Raw genomic sequence first — 17,612 nt, 5'->3', positions numbered from 1 at the left:
CGGGGAGTCGTGACTGTGCCGGCCGGGCGAGCGGTCGAGCACGACACCGACGACCGACCAACCCGACGTCGGATCCCGCTGGGCCAGCCGGACCAACGCCGCCGCGGAGTCCCCCGCCCCGACCACCAGCACCCGGTGCAGGCAGCGGCCCGCCCGGCGCATCCGGTGCAGGTAGCCGCGCGCGGTGGCGCGGCCGGCCACGGTCAGCAGCAGCGCCGTCGGGAAGGCGATCAGCACGTAGGCACGCGCGAGCTCGGCCTTGGTCGCATAGGACAGGACGGCCACCACCGCGGTGAGCTGCGCGGCGGCGTTGAGGACCCGGCGGAACTCCTCCGAGCCGCTGCCGAGGAACCGGCTCTCGTACGCCCGGCTCAGGTACATCGACAACACCCACGCGACGGGCAGCAGGATCGACATGGCGACATACGGCGTCGCGGAGACCGGCTTCAGGTCGAACTCAACCAGTCCGCCGAACCGGACCAGGTAGGCCACTCCCGCCGCGACCACGCAGGCGGCCGCGTCGGAACCCACGAGCAGCCAGCCGTACGGCCGTTCCCAGCGAACCTTCGCCCGGTAGTCGACGACACCGTCGGATGTTCCGTCCGCGCCGGGGCCCGCGCCGGGGCCCGCGCCCACCTCGTACCCGTCGTACCGGGCGGGCTCATCGGCCCCGTCCAGCGGTTTCGGGATGGCATCCGTGCCCGGCCCCGCGGCCAACCCCACCTGTGCATGGCTGAAGACAGTGTCCGTCACCTGGCAGACCCCCCACGGCCGCAACATCTTCGGACCGACGACGACGGGGGGAGCGCTGCTTGGCGCCGACCACGCGTGTCACCTGCGTATCGACGTGCCCAGGCCTGGTGCCGAGCCCCCGAACCCGCCGCACCACCGGCCATCCGGACCCCCCATCCGACCGGCACCGCACATACGCGAGTAACTCTAACGTGCCGAGATAGGAGGATCCACGACGTCAACCCCGATGACTCATACGCGTAACAAAAATCGCGACTAGGCGGTCAAGGGACACGACAGTCAGGAGACACAACAGTCAGGAGACACCGGACAGGTACGCCCGTAGCAGCCGCTCGGCCTCGTCGATCGCGGCGAGCTCGACGTACTCGTCCCGGGCATGGGCCAGGTTGGGATCGCCCGGCCCGTAGTTGAGCGCCGGGATCCCGAGCTCGGCGAAGCGCGCCACGTCCGTCCAGCCGTACTTCGCCACCGGCACACGACCGGTGGCGGCGACGAACGCCGCCGCGTGCGGGGCGGCGAGCCCGGGCAGCGCCCCGCCGACGAGATCGGTGACCTCGACGTCGTAGCCACCCAGCACCTCGCGAACATGCGCCACCGCCTCGTCGGGGCCCCGGTCCGGAGCGAACCGGAAGTTCACCGTGACCTGGCACCGGTCGGGGATCACGTTGCCCGCCACCCCACCGTCGATCCGCACCGCGCAGAGCCCCTCACGGTAAGTGCAGCCGTCCAGCGTCACCGTCCGCGCCCGGTAGCCGGCGAGGCGGCGGAGCAGATCGCCGGCCTTGTGGATGGCGTTGTCCCCGAGCCACGACCGGGCCGAGTGCGCCCGGGTGCCGGGAAGCGTCACGACCACCCGCAGGGTGCCCTGGCAACCCGCCTCGATCTCGCCGGAGGTCGGTTCCATCAGGATGGCCAGATCCGCATCCAGCCAGTCCCGGTGCCGGGCGGCGAGCCGACGCAGCCCGTTGCGGGCCGCCTCGACCTCCTCGTGGTCATAGCAGACCCAGGTGACGTCGTGGCTCATCGCGCCGGGCGTGGCGACCGGGAGCGTGGCCGCGAGCCGCAGCGCGACCGCGACCCCTGCCTTCATGTCCGACGTCCCGCAGCCGTAGAGCCGCCCGCCCACCACACGCGAGGGCAGGTTGCCCGCCAGCGGAACGGTGTCCAGATGGCCGGCAAGCAGGATCCGGCCGGGCAGCCCCAGCTCGGTCCTGGCCACCACGGCGTCACCGTCCCGGTCAACCCGCAGCCCGTCCACCGCGGTGAGCGCCTTCTCCACCGCGCCCGCGAGGGCGGCCTCGTCCCCACTCACCGAGGGCACGTCAACCAGCGCCCGGGTCAGCTCGCCGACGGGCGCCGTGAGGTCGAGGCTCATGCCGTCACACCCTACGGTCACCGGGCCAGCGGATCGTTAACCGGCGATAAGATCATTAACCGGCGACAGGACGCCAGCCGGCAACAAGATCGTTAGCCGGCGACGCCATGCTCCCGCAGGATGTCGTTCAACGCCAGCTTGTCGTGGATCTCGCCCTCGGCGAGCGTCCGCAGCACCAGGATGCAGGGCATCGCGAACTCTCCGCCCGGGAACGACTTCACCCGGTTGGAACCGACCGCGACCGCCCGCTCCGGGATCTCCCCGCGCGGGTACTCCGCGCCGGTCGTGGCGTCGAAGACATGGGTGGAGGCGGTCAGGATCGCCCCGGCGCCGAGCTTGGCCCCGCGGCGCACCCGCGCGCCGTCCACCACCATGCAGCGACTGCCGACGAAGGCGTCGTCCTCGACGACGACGGGGACCGCGTTCGGCGGCTCCAGGACCCCGCCGAGCCCGACCCCACCGGACAGGTGCACGTTGCGGCCGACCTGGGCGCAGGATCCGACCGTGGCCCAGGTGTCGACGAGGGTGCCGGCGCCGACGTAGCCGCCGATGTTGGTGTAGCTCGGCATGAGGACGGCCCCGGGCTCGACGTGCGCGCCCCAGCGCACGATCGCGCCCGGTACCACCCGCACGCTGTCGAACCGGGTCTTGAGCGGCACCCGGTCATGGAAGTGGAAGTCGCCCGCGGACGACTCGACCATGGCGAGAACCTTGAAGGACAGCAGGATCGCCCGCTTGGCCCGCTCGTCAACGGCGACCGAGCCGTCCACGGTGACCGTGGCGACCCGGGCCACTCCCGCATCGATGGCGTCGACGGCGGCCACCACGATCTTGCGGGCGTCGGCGTCGGCGGGGGTCAGCTCCGCCCGCCGTTCCCACAGTTCGTCGACGGCGGGATCGATCGGAGAGTCGAGGGATGTGTTCGAGGCGCTCACAAGCCCGACCCTACGAGGTGACCCCGGCCGCACGAGATGGCGGGGCCGCGGATCCGGGCCGGGTGCTAACGGATGTCCGGCTCGGCACCCCCATAGCTGCCCTGAGTGACCGGCTGACCGTAGTCGGGCCGAGCGCCATGGCCGGGCCGAGCGCCATGGTCAGGCCGAGCGCCACGGCCGGGCCGAGCGCCATGGCCGGGCCGAGCGCCATGGCCGGGCTGCCCCGTGGCGGCGACCGGCGACAGCATCGTCATCCGCTCGGGAACAGTCGCCACCTGCGAGTCCGCGGCGGTCAGGGCGATCCGGACGTGATACCGGCCAGCCTCCCCGTAAAACGTCCCGGGCGCGACGAGTATCCCGACCTCGGCCAGCGCGTCCACCGTGGCCCAGGCCTCCTCACCCCGGGTTGCCCACAGGTAGAGGCCGGCCTCGCTGTGATCGATGGTGAAACCCGCGACCGCGAGCGCCGCCGCGAGGACGGCCCGCCGGTTGGCGTAGCGCGCCCGCTGATCCGCCACATGCATGTCGTCGGCGTACGCAGCCGCCATGGCGGCCTGCACGGGCGTCGGCATCATGAAGCCGGCGTGCTTGCGGACCGCGAGGAGACCCTCGACCAGGGCCGGGTCACCGGTGACGAACCCGGCCCGGTAGCCCGCGAGGTTGGACCGCTTCGACAGCGAATGCACCGCCAGCAGTCCCTCGTGGGAGCCGCCGCACACGTCGGGGTGCAGCACCGAGACGGGCCGGCTCTCCCAGCCCAGCTCGATGTAGCACTCGTCGCTGGCGACGATCACACCGCGCTCCCGCGCCCAGGTGACCACGGCGCGCATCTCGTCGACCGTGAGCACCCGCCCGGTCGGGTTCCCCGGCGAGTTCAACCAGATCAGGGTCACCCCGTCGGCCGGGCCCGCCACCGGTTCGCAGCGGGCGAGCAGCGCGCCGACCTCGTAGGTTGGATAGGCCGGGGTCGGCACCCACACCCGGTCACCGGGTTCGAGCCCGAGCTGACCGGGGAGCTGGGCCACCAGTTCCTTCGTCCCGAGCACGGGCAGCACCGCGCCCGGGTCGACGAGCACGCCGAGCCGGCGGGCCAGCCAGCCGGCCGCCGCCTCGCGCAGCTCCGGGGTACCCGCGGTCAGCGGGTACCCCGGAGCGTCAGCGGAGCCGGCCAGCGCCTGCTGCACGACGGCCGGCGTGGCGTCGACCGGAGTACCCACCGAGAGGTCGACCAACCCATAGGGATGCAGCCGGGCCTTCTCCTTGAAGGAGACCAGCTGGTCCCACGGGAAGTCGGGCAGTCGCACCCGGGACCGGGCCGGTGACCGCGGGACTCCGGAGATGTTGCCGGGTCTCCCAGGGCCGCTCAGGACTCGCCCTGAGGAGCCAGCGCGGCGACCGTCGGCGGGTCGAAGTCCAGGGCGCCGACCTTCGATGCGCCGCCAGGCGACCCGAGCTCCTCGAAGAAGTTCGCGTTGGTGTCGGTGTACCCCTTCCACTGATCGGGAACGTCGTCCTCGTAGTAGATGGCCTCCACCGGGCAGACCGGCTCACAGGCACCACAGTCGACACACTCGTCAGGCTGGATGTAGAGCATCCGTCCGCCTTCGTAGATGCAGTCGACCGGGCACTCCTCGATGCAGGCCCTGTCCTTGACATCGACGCAGGGCTCTGCGATGACGTAGGTCACCGGTTTTCCTCCTCGGGCTCACGGGCGACTGAGTCCTTAGTATCGACCTGGACAGTTCCGTGTCGACAACAAGGGCGTGCGCTGGTGGTGTATGTCGTCCGCATCACTCCGGCCGATGTTGGCGCGCGAGTTATGCTCCGCCACCGCATCCCCGGACCGGTATCCCTCAGTGATGTTCTCGGAACGTTGCGGTCATGGTCATCGGGCGTGCTCACGGTTGTCACTGCCGAGGGCACACTCGTCCAGGTTACCGAGGATGCCGTCGTAGCGGCACGCGTCATCCCACCCCGCCCACCGACACGACGTACGCGGAATGTCCCGGATGCGACGGCTCTCATGGAGATTGTCCCGAATACGACTACCCTGAATACGACTACCCCGAAGGCGACTATCGCGGGGGCGACTGTCCTGGGGACGACCGTCCCGGACACACCCGATCCGGACACGCCCGATCCGAAGGTGCCCGGCCTGAAGGCTGCTGCCCCACCAGGGGCGGCTGCCCCGGAGACGGCCGCCCCTGGCGTGAACGCTCCGAGCGAGCTCTCGTGAGCACCCGCAGCCGCGGCAGGTTCGCCGAGGTCGTGCGCCGCGAGCCGATCGACCTGGCGGTCGCCTGCCATCTGCTCGCCGCCGAGGTCGACCCGGCAGCCGACGCCCCCGATGCCACCGCCACCCTGAGCGCCCTCGACGCATTCGCCGCGCAGGCCCGTCCACTGCTCGCCGCGCGGACGACCTCGAGCCGACGGCCCCGGTTCCCCCGGGCCGAGCACGGTACGCCGGTGGCACGCCAGACCGGCGCACCGGGACAGGCACAGCCGGGACAGGCACAGCCGGAATCCGGATCCGAGGCGGCAGGGCGCCTGGAGGGGTTCGGCCCGGGAGCGGGGAATTTCGATCCGAGGATCGCCGCCGAGACGCTGCACGAGTCCCTGGGGCTCGCCGCCGGCTTCGCCGGGGCCGAGGACGACTACACCGACCTGCGCTCCTCGCTGCTCCCCGATGTGCTGCGCCGGCGGCGCGGCCTGCCGATCCTGCTCTCCGTCGTCTGGCTGGAGGTGGCCGCCCGGCTCGGGGTCCCCGCCTATCCTGTCGGGCTTCCGGGGCACGTCGTGGTCGCGGTGGGTTCCCCCCAGGACCACGTGCTCGTCGATCCGTTCGCCGCCGGTCGACTACTGACGGTGCACGACGCCGCGGAGAAGGTACGCGCGGCCGGGTTCGCCTTCACCCGTGCCCACCTCGCCCCGATGAGCGCGCAGGACGTGCTCACCCGGATCCTCGGCAACATCCGGATCCTCGGGGCCCGCTCGGACGCGCCGCACATGCGGCTGTGGGCCGTCGAGCTGTCCCTGCTGCTCCCCCACCACCCGGCGAGCCTGCGCCGGGAGCGCGGCGAGCTCCGCGTCCGGTTGGGCGACTTTCTCGGCGGGGCCACCGATCTGACCGCGTTCGCCGACACGGTGGCCGCGGTCGAGCCAGCCGCCGCGGCGGCCGCCCGCCAGGCCGCCGCCGCGGCCCGCGCCCGGCTCAACTAGCCCCGGAGACCGTCCGCCCGGGAACCGTCCGTTAGCTCTGGGAAGCGCCTGTTAGCTTCGGGAACCGTCTGTTTCCCTCCGCGCCTCTGTTCCTCCCGTATCCGCACCGACCGGGTCGAGGTAGCGCCCGTCGTAGAAGACGAGCGGTCCGACATCGTCCCGCGGCTGGGCGAACGAGACGACCTCACCGAGGACGAGGGTGTGATCCCCCCCGGGATGGGTCGTGACCGTCCGGCACTCGAAGACCGACAGCGCGCCGTCGAACAGGACCACTCCGGTCTCCGGCCCGATCGAGTGCTCCCATCCCGCGAACATGTCGCCGGGCTGGTCATACGCGCGTTTCGCAAAGCAGCGCGACGTCTCGGCCATGTCCTCGGCGAGCACCGAGACTCCCCACACCCCCGAGGCCATGAGCGGACCGTGGAAGCGGGCGTCCCGGCGGATGCTGGCGAGCACCAGCAGCGGGTCGAGGGAGACCGAGACGAACGAGTTCGCCGTCATGCCGAGATGGCGACCGTCGGCGACGGTCGTGAGAACCGTCACTCCGGTAGCGAACCTGCCGACCGCCCTGCGGAAGTCCGCCGTCCGCAGGATCGACCGGTCGGCCTGGGAGACCTGGAAGACCGGAGAGACCGGAGAGACCGGGGAGGCGGGCGCGCCGGCCCGGTTCTCTCCACGGTGCGCAGGGCTACCCACCCGGCCACGCTACCCGCTCCGCTCACCACGTGGGCGACAGTCCCCAAGGGCCGGTGACATCTCCCACATCACAAGAGCCGGTGACATCTCCCAGGGCGAGACAGGCGACCCGGTGACCGGGTGACCGGGTGACCGGACCGGTGCTCAGCAACCGGGAGGAAGCGCCGTGAGCCCCCGCCGTGCCCCGGCGAGGACGGCGACCGCGATCGGGCTCAGTGCCCCGAGCAACAGGAACGCGTAGCCAGATCCGCTCGCCCGCAACAGCAGGTCCCCCTCGGGGCGGGAGCTGGCGAACAGCAGCACGACGACGGCCCAGCCGATGAGCACGGTCGTGGGTCCCAGCCGGGTGCCCGTCAGCCACCGCACCAGCAGCGCGGCACCCCCGTTGCCCACCAGCGCGACCAGTACGCCGAGCGACAGCAGCATCCCCCCCGGCCGCGGACCGGCGGGAACGAGGAAGACGCCGTAGAGACCCAGCCCGACCCCCAGAAACACCCCCAGTGTGTAGGAGGCGGTCAGAAAGGCCCTGCCGGGTTGCGGGTCCGGGGACGGTTGCAACGACGGCCGTGCCGGCTGTCGTTGCAACCGGGTTGAGGGCGGCGTCCGGCGGGGACCGGCGCTGGGACGGGGCATTCTCCGACAGTAGGACATCGTCCGCCAGGCCCGCCCGGTCAGGCCGACCAGCCCCGAGGCCCCAGCCCCGAGACCCCCGTAGCGGACCCCGGTGGCAGATCTCGGTCCTCAGGCGATCACCAACTCGGCAGGTACGACGATCACGTCCACCAACGCGCCCCGCCGCCACACCGTGAGTTCCACTGGCCGGCCGATCGTGCCCTCGGTCAGCAGCCGCTGGAGATCACCCGGAGCGACGACGGGCGTCCCGGCCACCGACAGGACGAGATCCCCGGTGAACAGCCCGGCGATCCCGGCCGGACTGCCGACGACCACCTCGGCCAGCCAGACACCGTGGCGCTGCCCGATCCGCTCGGCCACGGCGGGTGGCAACGGAACACCCGCCCCCGCGACCCCCAGGTACGCCCGGCGGACCCGGCCGTCGCGCATCAACGCGGCGAGGATCTTCCTCGTCGTGTCGTTCACCGGGACAGCCAGCCCCAGGCCGACACCGGCGACGGCGGTGTTCACTCCCACCACCCGGGCGTCGGCCGTGACCAGCGCCCCGCCGGAGTTACCCGGGTTGAGAGCCGCGTCGGTCTGGATCACCTCGTCGACCACCCGCACGGCCGAGCCCGAACGGGTCGGCAACGACCGGCCGAGGGCGCTGACGACCCCGGCGGTCACGCTGCCGGTGAGCCCCAGCGGGTTGCCGACGGCCACGACGAGCTGGCCGACCCGCAGACCCGCGGCGTCCCCGAGGACGGCAGCCGGCGGGGTCGTGCCCCGGGCCCGCAGCACGGCCAGGTCCGAGAGCGGATCGGCACCCACCAGGTCGACCTCGCGCTCGGTGCCGTCCGCGAACTGCGCCAGCCCGACCGGTGCTCCGGAGGTGGCCCGATGCCCCTCGACGACGTGCGCGGAGGTCAGCAGGAACCCGTCGTCGGTGAACACCACCCCGGAGCCGGCTCCCGCGCCGCGCCGGGTACGCACCCGTAGGCTGGCCACTGACGGGGTCAGCGCCGCGGCCACCCGGGTCACGACCGCGGAGTAGGCGTCCAGCGGCTCGACCGGCAAGGAACCACCGGGCCGCGTCGGGTCGGGTCCGTCTCCCCTGGCACGTCTGGTCCGCATCCGACCTCCTCGGCCGACGCCACACTTACATTGATTACAGCGTTACGAACACGGGGCCGTCCAGAACATTCCCACCGAGGTGCCTGTGCCACCGCGGCGAGCGGGCGAGCGGGCGGGCAGGCAGCAGACGATCGGCCAGCGGGCAGGCAGGCAGGCAGGCAGGCAGGCAGCAGACGATCGGGCCGGGGCGTCAGCGGGCCGGGGCACCGGAGCCGATCAGGGCTCGCACACGAGACCGGCGAACAGGTCCCGCTCCCGCCCGTCCGGACCGTCCCCCGGCCCCCGGGCGCCCTCGGCCAGCACGAAGTGCTCGACACTCCAGGCTCGCTGGCCGATGCCGTCGGCGAGCGCGAAAAAGAACCCGTCAACGCTCATCTGCGTCCGGTGCGACCGCATGGCGGCGATCTTCGCCTCGAAGAAGTGGGGAGCGGAGAGCTCGGTCGTGATGTCCGCATCGTCGACAAGCGTCACCCCCAACTCGTCCACGGACGTCAGACCCGCGAACGGGTTGCTCTCAGCGGCGGAATCGCGGAAGTACTCGAAGCCCGCGACGGCGCTCGATCGCGCCAGCGCCGTCTCGTAGCGCTTGGCGACCTGCCAGACCGAACCGGCCTGCGGGGCGAAGGACGGGTCGGCGGCGTCGGTGAAGGCCCGCCGGGTGAGTTCGTGGGCCCGAATGTGATCGGGGTGCCCGTAACCACCACGGGCGTCGTAGCTGACGAGCACCTGCGGCCGGACCTCGCGCACGATCCGCACCAGCTCCGCCGCGGCCTCGTCCAGGTCCGCCCGCCACAGGCAGCGGGGATGGTCGTTGGCGGGGGTGCCGATCATCCCACTGTCCCGCCAACGCCCGGGACCGCCAAGAAAGCGCTGGTCGGTGATGCCGAGCGCGGCGCAGGCACCGGCCAGCTCGCCGATCCGGTAGCCACCGAGCTGGTCGCCCCGATCCGCCCGCAGATGGATCAGCTCGGGCACCAGTACCTCCCCCTCCTCCCCCAACGTGCACGTCACGAGGGTGACGTGGGTGTCGGGGGAGGCGGCGTACGAGGCAAGCGCGATCCCCGTCGAGATCACCTCGTCATCGGGGTGGGCGTGCACGAACATCGCCCGCCGGGTGGGAAGTGGCGCAGTAGAGGGTGATGATGGGGTAGCTGTCGTCACATTGACGACCCTATGGGTAGCTTTGCCGCAATGTAGGGACCGCTCAGGCTCGGCGGCGGGAGCGGATCTTCTCGCGCTCGGCGGCGGTCAGCGCCACCTTGCGCAGACGCACGAAGCCCGGGGTGACCTCCACGCACTCGTCCTCGCGGCAGAACTCCAGCGCCTGCTCAAGGGTGAGTATCCGGTGCGGGGTGAGCCGGACCAGCTCGTCGCCGGTGGATGAACGCATGTTGGTGAGCTTCTTTTCCTTGGTCGGGTTGACGTCCATGTCGTCCGCCCGGGAGTTCTCACCCACGATCATGCCCTCGTAGACCTCGGTCGTCGGCCCGACGAACATCGTGCCGCGTTCCTGGAGGTTGAACAGGGCGTATGCGGTCGCCACCCCGCTGCGGTCGGCGACCATGGAGCCTGTCGCCCGGGTGCGCAGCTCCCCGAACCAGGGCTCGTACCGGTCGAAGACGTGGTGCAGCAGCCCGGTACCGCGGGTCTCGGTGAGGAACTCGGTCCGGAACCCGATCAGCCCGCGGGCCGGGACCAGGTACTCCAGCCGGATCCAGCCGGTGCCGTGGTTGACCATCTGCTCGACCCGGCCCTTGCGCAGCGCGAGCAGCTGGGTCAGCGTGCCGAGGAACTCCTCGGGCGCGTCGATGGTGAGGCGCTCCACCGGCTCGTGGATCTTACCGTCGACAGTGCGGGTGACGACCTGCGGCTTGCCGACGGTCAGCTCGAAGTCCTCGCGCCGCATCAGCTCGACAAGCACGGCGAGCTGCAGCTCCCCGCGGCCCTGCACCTCCCAGGTGTCCGGCCGCTCGGTGGGCAGGACCCGGATCGACACGTTGCCGACGAGCTCGGCGTCCAGCCGGTTCTTGACCAGCCGCGCCGTCAGCTTCTTGCCGGAACGGCCGGCGAGCGGGGAGGTGTTGATGCCGATCGTCATGCTGATGGACGGTTCGTCAACGGTGATAACCGGCAGCGGCCGGGGATCATCGGCGTCGGCGAGGGTCTCCCCGATCGTGATGTCGGGGATGCCGGCGATGGCGATGATGTCGCCCGGCCCGGCCGACTCCGCCGGTACCCGCTCGAGCGCCTGCGTCATCAGCATCTCGCTGATCTTGACGCGCTGCTGGCTGCCGTCGGCCCGGCACAGCGTCGCCGGCTGACCACGCTTGATCGTGCCGTTGTGCACCCGGCACAGCGCGAGCCGGCCGAGGTACGGGGACGCGTCGAGGTTGGTGACCAGGGCTTGCAGCGGCGAGTCAGGATCAAACGACGGCGCCGGCACGGTCTCCAGCAGAAGGTCGAACAGCGGCTTGAGATCGGGTGAGTCCGGGCTCACCCCGTCGGCCGGGCGGGTGGTGGAGGCACGACCCGCCTTCGCGTTGCAGTAGACGATCGGGAAGTCGATCTGGTCCTCGTCGGCGTCGAGGTCGAGGAAGAGCTCGTAGGTCTCGTCAACCACCTCGGCGATCCGGGCGTCCGACCGGTCCACCTTGTTGATGACGAGCACCACCGGCAGCCGCGCCGCGAGCGCCTTGCGCAGGACGAAGCGCGTCTGGGGCAGCGGGCCCTCGCTCGCGTCCACGAGCAGCAGGACGCCGTCGACCATCGACAGGCCACGCTCGACCTCACCGCCGAAGTCGGCGTGACCGGGCGTGTCAACGATGTTGATCGTGATGTCGCCGTAACGGACCGCGGTGTTCTTCGCGAGGATCGTGATGCCCTTCTCACGCTCCAGGTCCATCGAGTCCATCACGCGGTCGGTGAGCTCGGCATGCTCGCCGAACGCGCCGGACTGGCGCAGCATGGCGTCGACGAGGGTGGTCTTGCCGTGGTCGACGTGGGCGATGATTGCCACGTTTCGAAGATCGGCACGAAGAGACACGGTGATGCGCTCCGGGGCGGACATGGGGTTCGCGACCCCGCAACAACGACGACGTCACCGCATGAAACGACGGTAACGCATGAACCGGTGACGCGAACGTTCTGGCGAGTGTCCGCCATGGTGTCGGCGCCGCGGCACGACGATCTGCCCGTCACGCGTACACCGGCAACGGTCGCACCGCCACTCATGGTACGGGTGCACCCATGGCACGGATGCACCCATGGCACGGATGCCTCGGCCACAACGAGCTTCACCGGTCCGGGGCTTCACCGGTCCGCGACCTCCCGTCGCCGACCTTCAGAAGAGTCGACGTTCAGAAGAGCGATCCGGGAGTCGACAGCACGCGGCGCAGCTCCGCCACCAGGGGACCGTCGGCCGGCATCCACCGGACATCGTCCAGTTCGGCCACGCCGAGCCAGCGCAGCTCGTCATGTTCGACGAGCCGGGGCTGCTGGCGCGTCACCCGGCCGAGCCACACCCGCAGCACCCATCCGGGGCTGGACAGCCCGACCTCACCGAGCGGCGGACCGACCTCGATCTCGACGTCGAGCTCCTCCCGGCACTCCCGGACGAGCGCGTCGAGCTCGTGCTCGCCGGGCTCGACCTTGCCGCCCGGAAACTCCCACATCCCGGCGTAGGGATGCGGTTCCCGGCGCCGGGCGGCCAGCACCCGGCGATCATCGTCGAGCAGCGCGACGGCGACGACCAGACGTCCCTTCACCACCGGGGAGTCGGTGCCGTCCCGGTCCTCGGGTGTTCCACGCCGTCGTCCATGGGTAGAAGGGAGGGCATCCAAGCCCTCCACATCCGCGTTCATGGTGCCGGACTCTCCCAGAGTCCGGCCAGCCGTGGATCCGTTCCCGGCGGATCGTGTCTGATGACCCTTTCGGGTGGCTCCACCAAGACGGCTCGCCGAGCGGCGGGACGCGGACCGCAAGCCAGAGAATCCAAGCCAGAGAATCAGAGAATCACCAGCCGGAGGGAATCGGTATGCCGAGCAGACTGGACACCACCGAAGTCGCCGGGGCGCTGGCGGCACTACCCGGCTGGATCGGCGACGCCGACCGGATCCAGTTGGAGATCATGCTGGACGGGGACGAGGCCGACGCGATCGTGGCCGAGGTCATGCAGGCAGCGGACGTGATGAACCATCATCCGGTCGTCGAGCGGGGCCCGGGAACAACGACCTTCACGGTCTGGACCCACTCGGTCGGCGGCGTCACCGAACTGGACGTGGCCCTGGCCCGCAGGATCTCACAGATCCTGCGCTCTGCCGGCGTCTCGTACTGAGCGCTCGTACCGAACAGATGTCTCGTACCGAACAGATGTCTCGTACCGAACAGACGTCTCGTACCGAACAGACGTCTCGTACCGAACAGACGTCTCGTACCGAACAGACGTCTCGTACCGAACAGATGTGGAGATCACCAGAGACTGGGCAGCACCCGGAAGACACCATCCGGATCAGGCGGGAACGGTACGACGATCGTCACCGCTGCGGTGTCGATCGTCCCGTAGAGATGCGGGAAGAGCTCCCCTGGCGCGGGCGTGCCCCCAGCGGGCGCCTGGCCGGCGGGCGTCACGGGCGCCGGCGGCTCCCAGCGCAGCTCCGCGCTCAGCCGCTCCGGGTTGACGACGACCAGCAGCAGGTCCGCACGCCCGGCGTAGTACCGGTTCGCGGTTGCCACGGCCTGCTCCGGGGCGGAGAAATGGATGAACCCCTCGGATGCCAGGCTCGCCGGGCGGTACCCGTCAGCCCCGGCCGCCCACTCGGACCGGCCCACCAGATGGCAGATCACGCCATCCTCCTCTCCTCGCCACTCATCGGTCGTTGACTGCCGAGCCACGGTCGCGGTGCCCGTGTCGGCCCGGGAACGCTCCCGGCGGGCCGGACGAAACCCACCTCCGCCCGAAGACCAGTCTGAAGGGCGTGCCCGCGATGCTTCAGCCCCGTCACCCGCAGGCCGCCGGGGAAAGCCGCCTACGCGGAGTCGACGCGGCGCGGGGCCTCGCCCTGATCGGCATGGTCGCGACGCACATCTATCCCGCGGTCGGGGATGACGGGGCGGTGACCCCCGCGCATCTGCTCGCCGCCGGCCGGGCCTCGGCGGCCTTCGCGGTACTCGCCGGGGTGGCGCTGGCGCTGTCGACCGGCCGGCTGCCGGCGCCACAGGCGCGCGCGTCGACCGTGGCACGAGCGGTCTGCATCGGGACGATCGGCCTCGCCCTCGGCTACACCCACTCCGGCATCGCGGTGATCCTCTGTTACTACGCGCTGATATTCATCCTGGCCGTGCCGCTGCTGCGGGCTCCGGTCGCAGCGCTGGTCGTCGTCACGGTGCTGGCGTTCGCGGTCGTCCCGGCCGCGGGCCTCCTCAGCCGGGACCATCTGCCGCCCCCGACCCTTGCCGACCCGACCTTCGGCCGGGCGTTCACCCACCCGGTGAACCTGACTCTGGAGATGGGCTTCACCGGCTTCTATCCGGCGCTTGCCTGGCTCGGGTATCTCTGCGTGGGACTCGCGGTCGGCCGGCTGGATCTACGGTCCACGCGGGTCGCCGCCGCCCTGCTCGCGGGGGGTGGCACGATCGCCGCGGCGGCGTCGCTGGTCTCCTGGGCCCTGCTCCGGCACGCCGCGGGCATGGCCGCACTCGAATCCGTCGATCCCGTCGAGGTCGCGGGAGTCGGGCCGCTGCCGGTGCGGTCCATCCTCGACGCCGGGCTGTACGGCAGCACCCCGACGAACACCTGGTGGTGGCTGGCCGTCGACACCCCGCACTCGTCCACGCCCGTCGATCTGCTGCACACCGGCGCGGCCGCGGTCGCCCTGCTCGGGTTCGTCCTGCTCCTGAGCCGGCTGCTGCCGCCCCTGATGCTGATCCCGCTCGTCGCCGTCGGATCGATGACGCTGACCCTCTACTGCACCCACGTGATCGTGATGTCCGCCTCCTTCCTCCCCGCGGATCCGACGCCGTCCTTTCTGCTCCAGGCGGCCGTAGCCCTGACCGTCGCCACCGCCTGGCGGGCGAGCGGGGCGCGAGGACCGGCCGAGGCGATCGTCGCCGCGGCCACCCGGGGCACCCGGCAGCTCGTTTAGCGCGGTGACCACGGCCGCCGGAGATCTTCAGGCCGCGGCCACAGCCTCGCTGTAGAGGCGGACGTTGATCCCAAAGCTACTTCCGGACTCGTATTCCTTCGCGGTCCGGCCATAGCGGTCGGGAGGCTGCGCCGGGCGAGAATCAATCTCATGAGTGCGGATGTCACGATCCCCTCGTACGGGGTACGCAACCGGGTTGAGCGCACCGGTCCGGCGGTCCGGGCCGCGCTCAGGCCTGACCATCGTGCCGAGTTCGAAGCCGAGTTCCACGCGGCGGCTGTCGAGGCCGACGACGCCCTTGACCTGGCGCCGCTGCACCGGGTCATTGACCGCTGGTGGCCTCAGGCCGTGCTTTGCGCCAACCCGGAGATCCAGGCGGGCATCGACGAGGACCGACGCCGCATTGCCGCCGGCGATCCGACCGTGATCGCCGAAATCTGGTACCCACCCGGCCATCCGCACCCGTCACGCACGGTCTGATGACTGCCTAAAACGTGACGATCAGTGGATAGCAACCTTCGGTGACGGTTGGAGACTCATCGTCTATACCATTGAAGATAGATAGATCATTATCACCGTGCTTCGCGTGATCTGGTTGAACGGCCGCGGTCTCAACAGGCATGTCGCCACGCGGTAGGTGCTTCTCATCACACGGGAACGGCCCCTGATCAGACGTTGAAGCGGAAGGTCGATCCCGGTGCCGGTGACCTCGGCGGATAGCCCGGAAGTCCTTTGGTACCAGGGGTTTCGCCTTCCGTCGCTTCTCATCGTCGATGGCAGCTTTTCAAGATCGCGTGGAACGCTCGTGTACCAGGGGGCACCGGGGACACGCGGTCGTCCGTGACGCTCGACGTGTGGGAGTTGTCCTGTGAGTCCGCGCTTCCTGCTCGATCGTCACGTGATGTTCGTCGGTTCACTCGGTGCTCTGCGACGTTCCGACGCGCCGAATGGGGTGGTGGCCGACGCGCCATGGGGTGCCGACCGGAGGGAGGCGGGGCCCCGTGCTGCGCGGCGAGCCACCTGGGGCCCTGTTCGGCGTGGCGTGTGCGGCGCGGGGCTCCTGCGGGCCCGGAGGGCCCGCCTTGAACAAGTAAGGAAAGTTGGCACATGGGTCAGTGGATATCGATCGCGTAGTCAAGGACTGCCCGGTCGGCGGGAATGGTGATGTCGACAGCAGCTTCCACCGGTTGATCCCGGTCGGGGCCTGCGAGCATCCGCCGGGTGACCGTGAGCACGGGGACGCCGGGTGGGATGCGCAGAGTCCGGGCCTCATCGGGATTCGGCATGCGCGCTCCGACGGACTCTTCCACTCTCGTGACCGCGACTCCGAGCGAAGCAAGCTGGGCGATGTTCCCGCCGGGCCACGGTTCGTTCTCGGGGTCCGCGACGGGGGTGCCCCCTACCAGGGACAGCGGGTAGTACGAGTGGCTCATCTGCTCCGGGAAGCCTTCGGAGTAGAAGACGAACCGCCGTTCGAGCACCGGCGTGTCCGGGGGGACTTCAAGGAGGTCGGCCACGGTGGACGGTGCGCCTACCTCTCGGAAGTCCTTGTCAAGTCGATAGCCAGACCAGGGGGTCTGACGGTCAAGCGTGAAGGCGGTCTCCTGCTGGCCCTGCGCTGCGGCGCTGGCCGCACGCTGGTATCGATCACCCGCGATCCGGCGGACTGGTCGGCGGTCCCGCACGTAGGCACCGTGCCCACGGCGAGTGATGATCAGACCTTCACCTCGGAGCACGTTGTAGGCCAGACGGGCGGTAGACCGCGAGACCTGGAACTCTTCGATCAGCTCCGTCTCGGACGGCAGCTTGGCCCCGGGCTGCACATCTCCACTGAAGATGCGGCTGCGTAGAGCGTCCGCTACCTGCTGGTATGCGGAACGATCACTGGTCTCGTCGATCATGTAACCACGATACCTGCACCTGACCTCTCAACATCTCATGTGGTTATTGCAATAACCCAACAAGGTCTGGTACTCTGTAACCACGCCACGACGGGAGGCAACCCGTCGGGCGTCCGGGCCTTCCGGGCATGAGGAAGGCCCGGGTGGGAGGCAACCCACCACGGGCCGGCGCACCTTCAGAGTGCTCTTCAAGAGTACCGCGTCGGCCGTCCTGACTACCAACGCGGGAGGGCTCTGTGAAGCTTCGCGGAAGGCTTGGGCGCGAGACGACGTACGTCGTGGCGGATGGCGCGGGGGCTCGTCTGCGTGCTGGCCGTGGCGGTCCGCGAGAGATGACATGCTCCGGGTCGGACTCGGGGGCGTCGCCGTTGGAGCGCACGGCGGATGGCGGCTGGTACGCCACGGACATGCCAGAGATCGTGTTTTACGACGACTGAGCCGGGCGCGCGGTCGGGCGGCGGGGCTCCCTCCCCGACCCGACCGCGCCACCCCGGGGACCACGCCGAACGGTTGTTCGCCTGTTGTGTGCATCCTGGAACGCTCGGGGTGCCCTGCCCGTTGCGGTGGGTGAGGCTCGGCAACTCCTCACGTCCGTACCTGGTGCGGCGCCCCTCATGCGCGGCGGCTGACGCTCTATCTCGCCACTACACGCGCGGGCATTCCTAGCCGATGGGCCTTTTCCTTCCCCTACCATTTTTTTCTCCGTTCCGGGCGCTTTTAGAAACTGTCGAATGGTGGTTCTGTCAAGGGCGTTCACGTAGTGCCCTTGACAGGTTCTCCATTCGATAGACAATGCCGCGCCCCCGGAATGGGGAAATGAGGTGTGGCGCCGCTGCGGCCGTCCGTG

The 17,612-nt window shown here is 70.2% G+C and carries 16 protein-coding genes and 1 pseudogene; 4 read left to right on the top strand and 13 right to left on the bottom strand.

Annotated elements, in window-relative coordinates; genetic code table 11:
- From BMG523DRAFT_RS19945 to fdxA, 5 genes and pseudogenes are all read right to left on the bottom strand, one after another.
- On the bottom strand, positions 1-636 hold a 636-nt coding region (locus BMG523DRAFT_RS19945), incomplete at its 3' end, for a nucleoside-diphosphate sugar epimerase/dehydratase (protein ID WP_368671129.1).
- A gap of 412 nt (positions 637-1,048) precedes the next feature.
- Entirely contained in the window at positions 1,049-2,128 is a 1,080-nt protein-coding gene (dapE, locus tag BMG523DRAFT_RS19940) for a succinyl-diaminopimelate desuccinylase (RefSeq protein WP_011438229.1), read from the bottom strand.
- Positions 2,129-2,220: 92 nt separating this feature from the next.
- Positions 2,221-3,063, bottom strand: a complete 843-nt coding sequence (locus tag BMG523DRAFT_RS19935) for a 2,3,4,5-tetrahydropyridine-2,6-dicarboxylate N-succinyltransferase (protein ID WP_011438230.1) — start codon at positions 3,061-3,063, stop codon at positions 2,221-2,223.
- Between the two features lie 242 nt (positions 3,064-3,305).
- Positions 3,306-4,367, bottom strand: a pseudogene (gene dapC / locus BMG523DRAFT_RS19930) (succinyldiaminopimelate transaminase); the annotation flags it as partial.
- Between the two features lie 59 nt (positions 4,368-4,426).
- Positions 4,427-4,750 (bottom strand): ferredoxin, encoded by a 324-nt coding sequence (gene fdxA / locus BMG523DRAFT_RS19925; protein ID WP_011438232.1) that lies wholly within the window; start codon positions 4,748-4,750, stop codon positions 4,427-4,429.
- A 545-nt stretch (positions 4,751-5,295) separates the two neighbouring features.
- Here fdxA and BMG523DRAFT_RS19920 point away from each other — a divergent pair.
- Entirely contained in the window at positions 5,296-6,282 is a 987-nt protein-coding gene (locus BMG523DRAFT_RS19920; protein ID WP_011438234.1) for a transglutaminase-like domain-containing protein, read from the top strand.
- Positions 6,283-6,333: 51 nt separating this feature from the next.
- Here BMG523DRAFT_RS19920 and BMG523DRAFT_RS19915 read toward each other — a convergent pair whose 3' ends face one another.
- The 6 genes from BMG523DRAFT_RS19915 to BMG523DRAFT_RS19890 form a co-directional block, all read right to left on the bottom strand.
- Entirely contained in the window at positions 6,334-6,876 is a 543-nt protein-coding gene (locus BMG523DRAFT_RS19915; protein WP_049761134.1) for a flavin reductase family protein, read from the bottom strand.
- Between the two features lie 246 nt (positions 6,877-7,122).
- Positions 7,123-7,536 carry a DUF6113 family protein gene (locus BMG523DRAFT_RS19910; RefSeq protein ID WP_162839490.1) on the bottom strand — a complete coding sequence of 138 codons (414 nt, stop codon included), beginning with the start codon at positions 7,534-7,536 and terminating at the stop codon, positions 7,123-7,125.
- 183 nt (positions 7,537-7,719) lie between these two features.
- Complete coding sequence (locus tag BMG523DRAFT_RS19905) at positions 7,720-8,724, bottom strand: S1C family serine protease (protein WP_023840099.1); 1,005 nt, start codon at positions 8,722-8,724, stop codon at positions 7,720-7,722.
- 216 nt (positions 8,725-8,940) lie between these two features.
- A complete protein-coding gene (mshB, locus tag BMG523DRAFT_RS19900; RefSeq protein WP_023840098.1) occupies positions 8,941-9,828 on the bottom strand; it encodes an N-acetyl-1-D-myo-inositol-2-amino-2-deoxy-alpha-D-glucopyranoside deacetylase in 888 nt (295 codons plus the stop codon).
- A 100-nt stretch (positions 9,829-9,928) separates the two neighbouring features.
- Positions 9,929-11,767: a translational GTPase TypA gene (gene typA, locus BMG523DRAFT_RS19895; RefSeq protein ID WP_035941021.1), complete on the bottom strand. Its 1,839-nt coding sequence runs from the start codon at positions 11,765-11,767 to the stop codon at positions 9,929-9,931.
- Between the two features lie 313 nt (positions 11,768-12,080).
- Positions 12,081-12,584: a (deoxy)nucleoside triphosphate pyrophosphohydrolase gene (locus tag BMG523DRAFT_RS19890; RefSeq protein WP_011438240.1), complete on the bottom strand. Its 504-nt coding sequence runs from the start codon at positions 12,582-12,584 to the stop codon at positions 12,081-12,083.
- Between the two features lie 173 nt (positions 12,585-12,757).
- Between BMG523DRAFT_RS19890 and BMG523DRAFT_RS19885 the strand changes: the two genes are divergently transcribed.
- On the top strand, positions 12,758-13,057 hold the full coding sequence (locus tag BMG523DRAFT_RS19885) for a 4a-hydroxytetrahydrobiopterin dehydratase (RefSeq protein ID WP_011438241.1): 300 nt from the start codon (positions 12,758-12,760) through the stop codon (positions 13,055-13,057).
- A 134-nt stretch (positions 13,058-13,191) separates the two neighbouring features.
- Here the strand turns inward: BMG523DRAFT_RS19885 and BMG523DRAFT_RS19880 are convergent, their stop codons facing one another.
- Complete coding sequence (locus tag BMG523DRAFT_RS19880) at positions 13,192-13,566, bottom strand: DUF952 domain-containing protein (RefSeq protein ID WP_011438242.1); 375 nt, start codon at positions 13,564-13,566, stop codon at positions 13,192-13,194.
- Between the two features lie 140 nt (positions 13,567-13,706).
- On the opposite strand from BMG523DRAFT_RS19880, the gene BMG523DRAFT_RS19875 reads away from it, so the two are divergent.
- A complete protein-coding gene (locus BMG523DRAFT_RS19875; RefSeq protein ID WP_043591960.1) occupies positions 13,707-14,864 on the top strand; it encodes a heparan-alpha-glucosaminide N-acetyltransferase domain-containing protein in 1,158 nt (385 codons plus the stop codon).
- Positions 14,865-15,014: 150 nt separating this feature from the next.
- Positions 15,015-15,344, top strand: a complete 330-nt coding sequence (locus tag BMG523DRAFT_RS19870) for a DUF6247 family protein (protein ID WP_011438244.1) — start codon at positions 15,015-15,017, stop codon at positions 15,342-15,344.
- A gap of 632 nt (positions 15,345-15,976) precedes the next feature.
- On the opposite strand, the gene BMG523DRAFT_RS19865 is transcribed toward BMG523DRAFT_RS19870, so the two are convergent.
- On the bottom strand, positions 15,977-16,765 hold the full coding sequence (locus tag BMG523DRAFT_RS19865; protein ID WP_043591957.1) for a GntR family transcriptional regulator: 789 nt from the start codon (positions 16,763-16,765) through the stop codon (positions 15,977-15,979).
- Positions 16,766-17,612 lie beyond the last annotated feature (847 nt).

This window comes from Frankia sp. BMG5.23, assembly GCF_000685765.2.
Classification (GTDB): Bacteria; Actinomycetota; Actinomycetes; order Frankiales; family Frankiaceae; genus Frankia; species Frankia casuarinae.
This window is presented reverse-complemented; position numbering and strand designations above follow the sequence as displayed.

What these genes read in the sequence shown, in the direction of transcription:
- BMG523DRAFT_RS19885 (WP_011438241.1), top strand. Translation starts at nt 12,758, where the DNA reads ATGCCGAGCAGACTGGACACCACCGAAGTCGCCGGGGCGCTGGCGGCA.
- BMG523DRAFT_RS19905 (WP_023840099.1), bottom strand. Translation starts at nt 8,724, where the DNA reads ATGCGGACCAGACGTGCCAGGGGAGACGGACCCGACCCGACGCGGCCC.
- BMG523DRAFT_RS19870 (WP_011438244.1), top strand. Translation starts at nt 15,015, where the DNA reads ATGAGTGCGGATGTCACGATCCCCTCGTACGGGGTACGCAACCGGGTT.
- BMG523DRAFT_RS19865 (WP_043591957.1), bottom strand. Translation starts at nt 16,765, where the DNA reads ATGATCGACGAGACCAGTGATCGTTCCGCATACCAGCAGGTAGCGGAC.
- BMG523DRAFT_RS19890 (WP_011438240.1), bottom strand. Translation starts at nt 12,584, where the DNA reads ATGAACGCGGATGTGGAGGGCTTGGATGCCCTCCCTTCTACCCATGGA.
- BMG523DRAFT_RS19875 (WP_043591960.1), top strand. Translation starts at nt 13,707, where the DNA reads ATGCTTCAGCCCCGTCACCCGCAGGCCGCCGGGGAAAGCCGCCTACGC.
- dapE (WP_011438229.1), bottom strand. Translation starts at nt 2,128, where the DNA reads ATGAGCCTCGACCTCACGGCGCCCGTCGGCGAGCTGACCCGGGCGCTG.
- mshB (WP_023840098.1), bottom strand. Translation starts at nt 9,828, where the DNA reads ATGTTCGTGCACGCCCACCCCGATGACGAGGTGATCTCGACGGGGATC.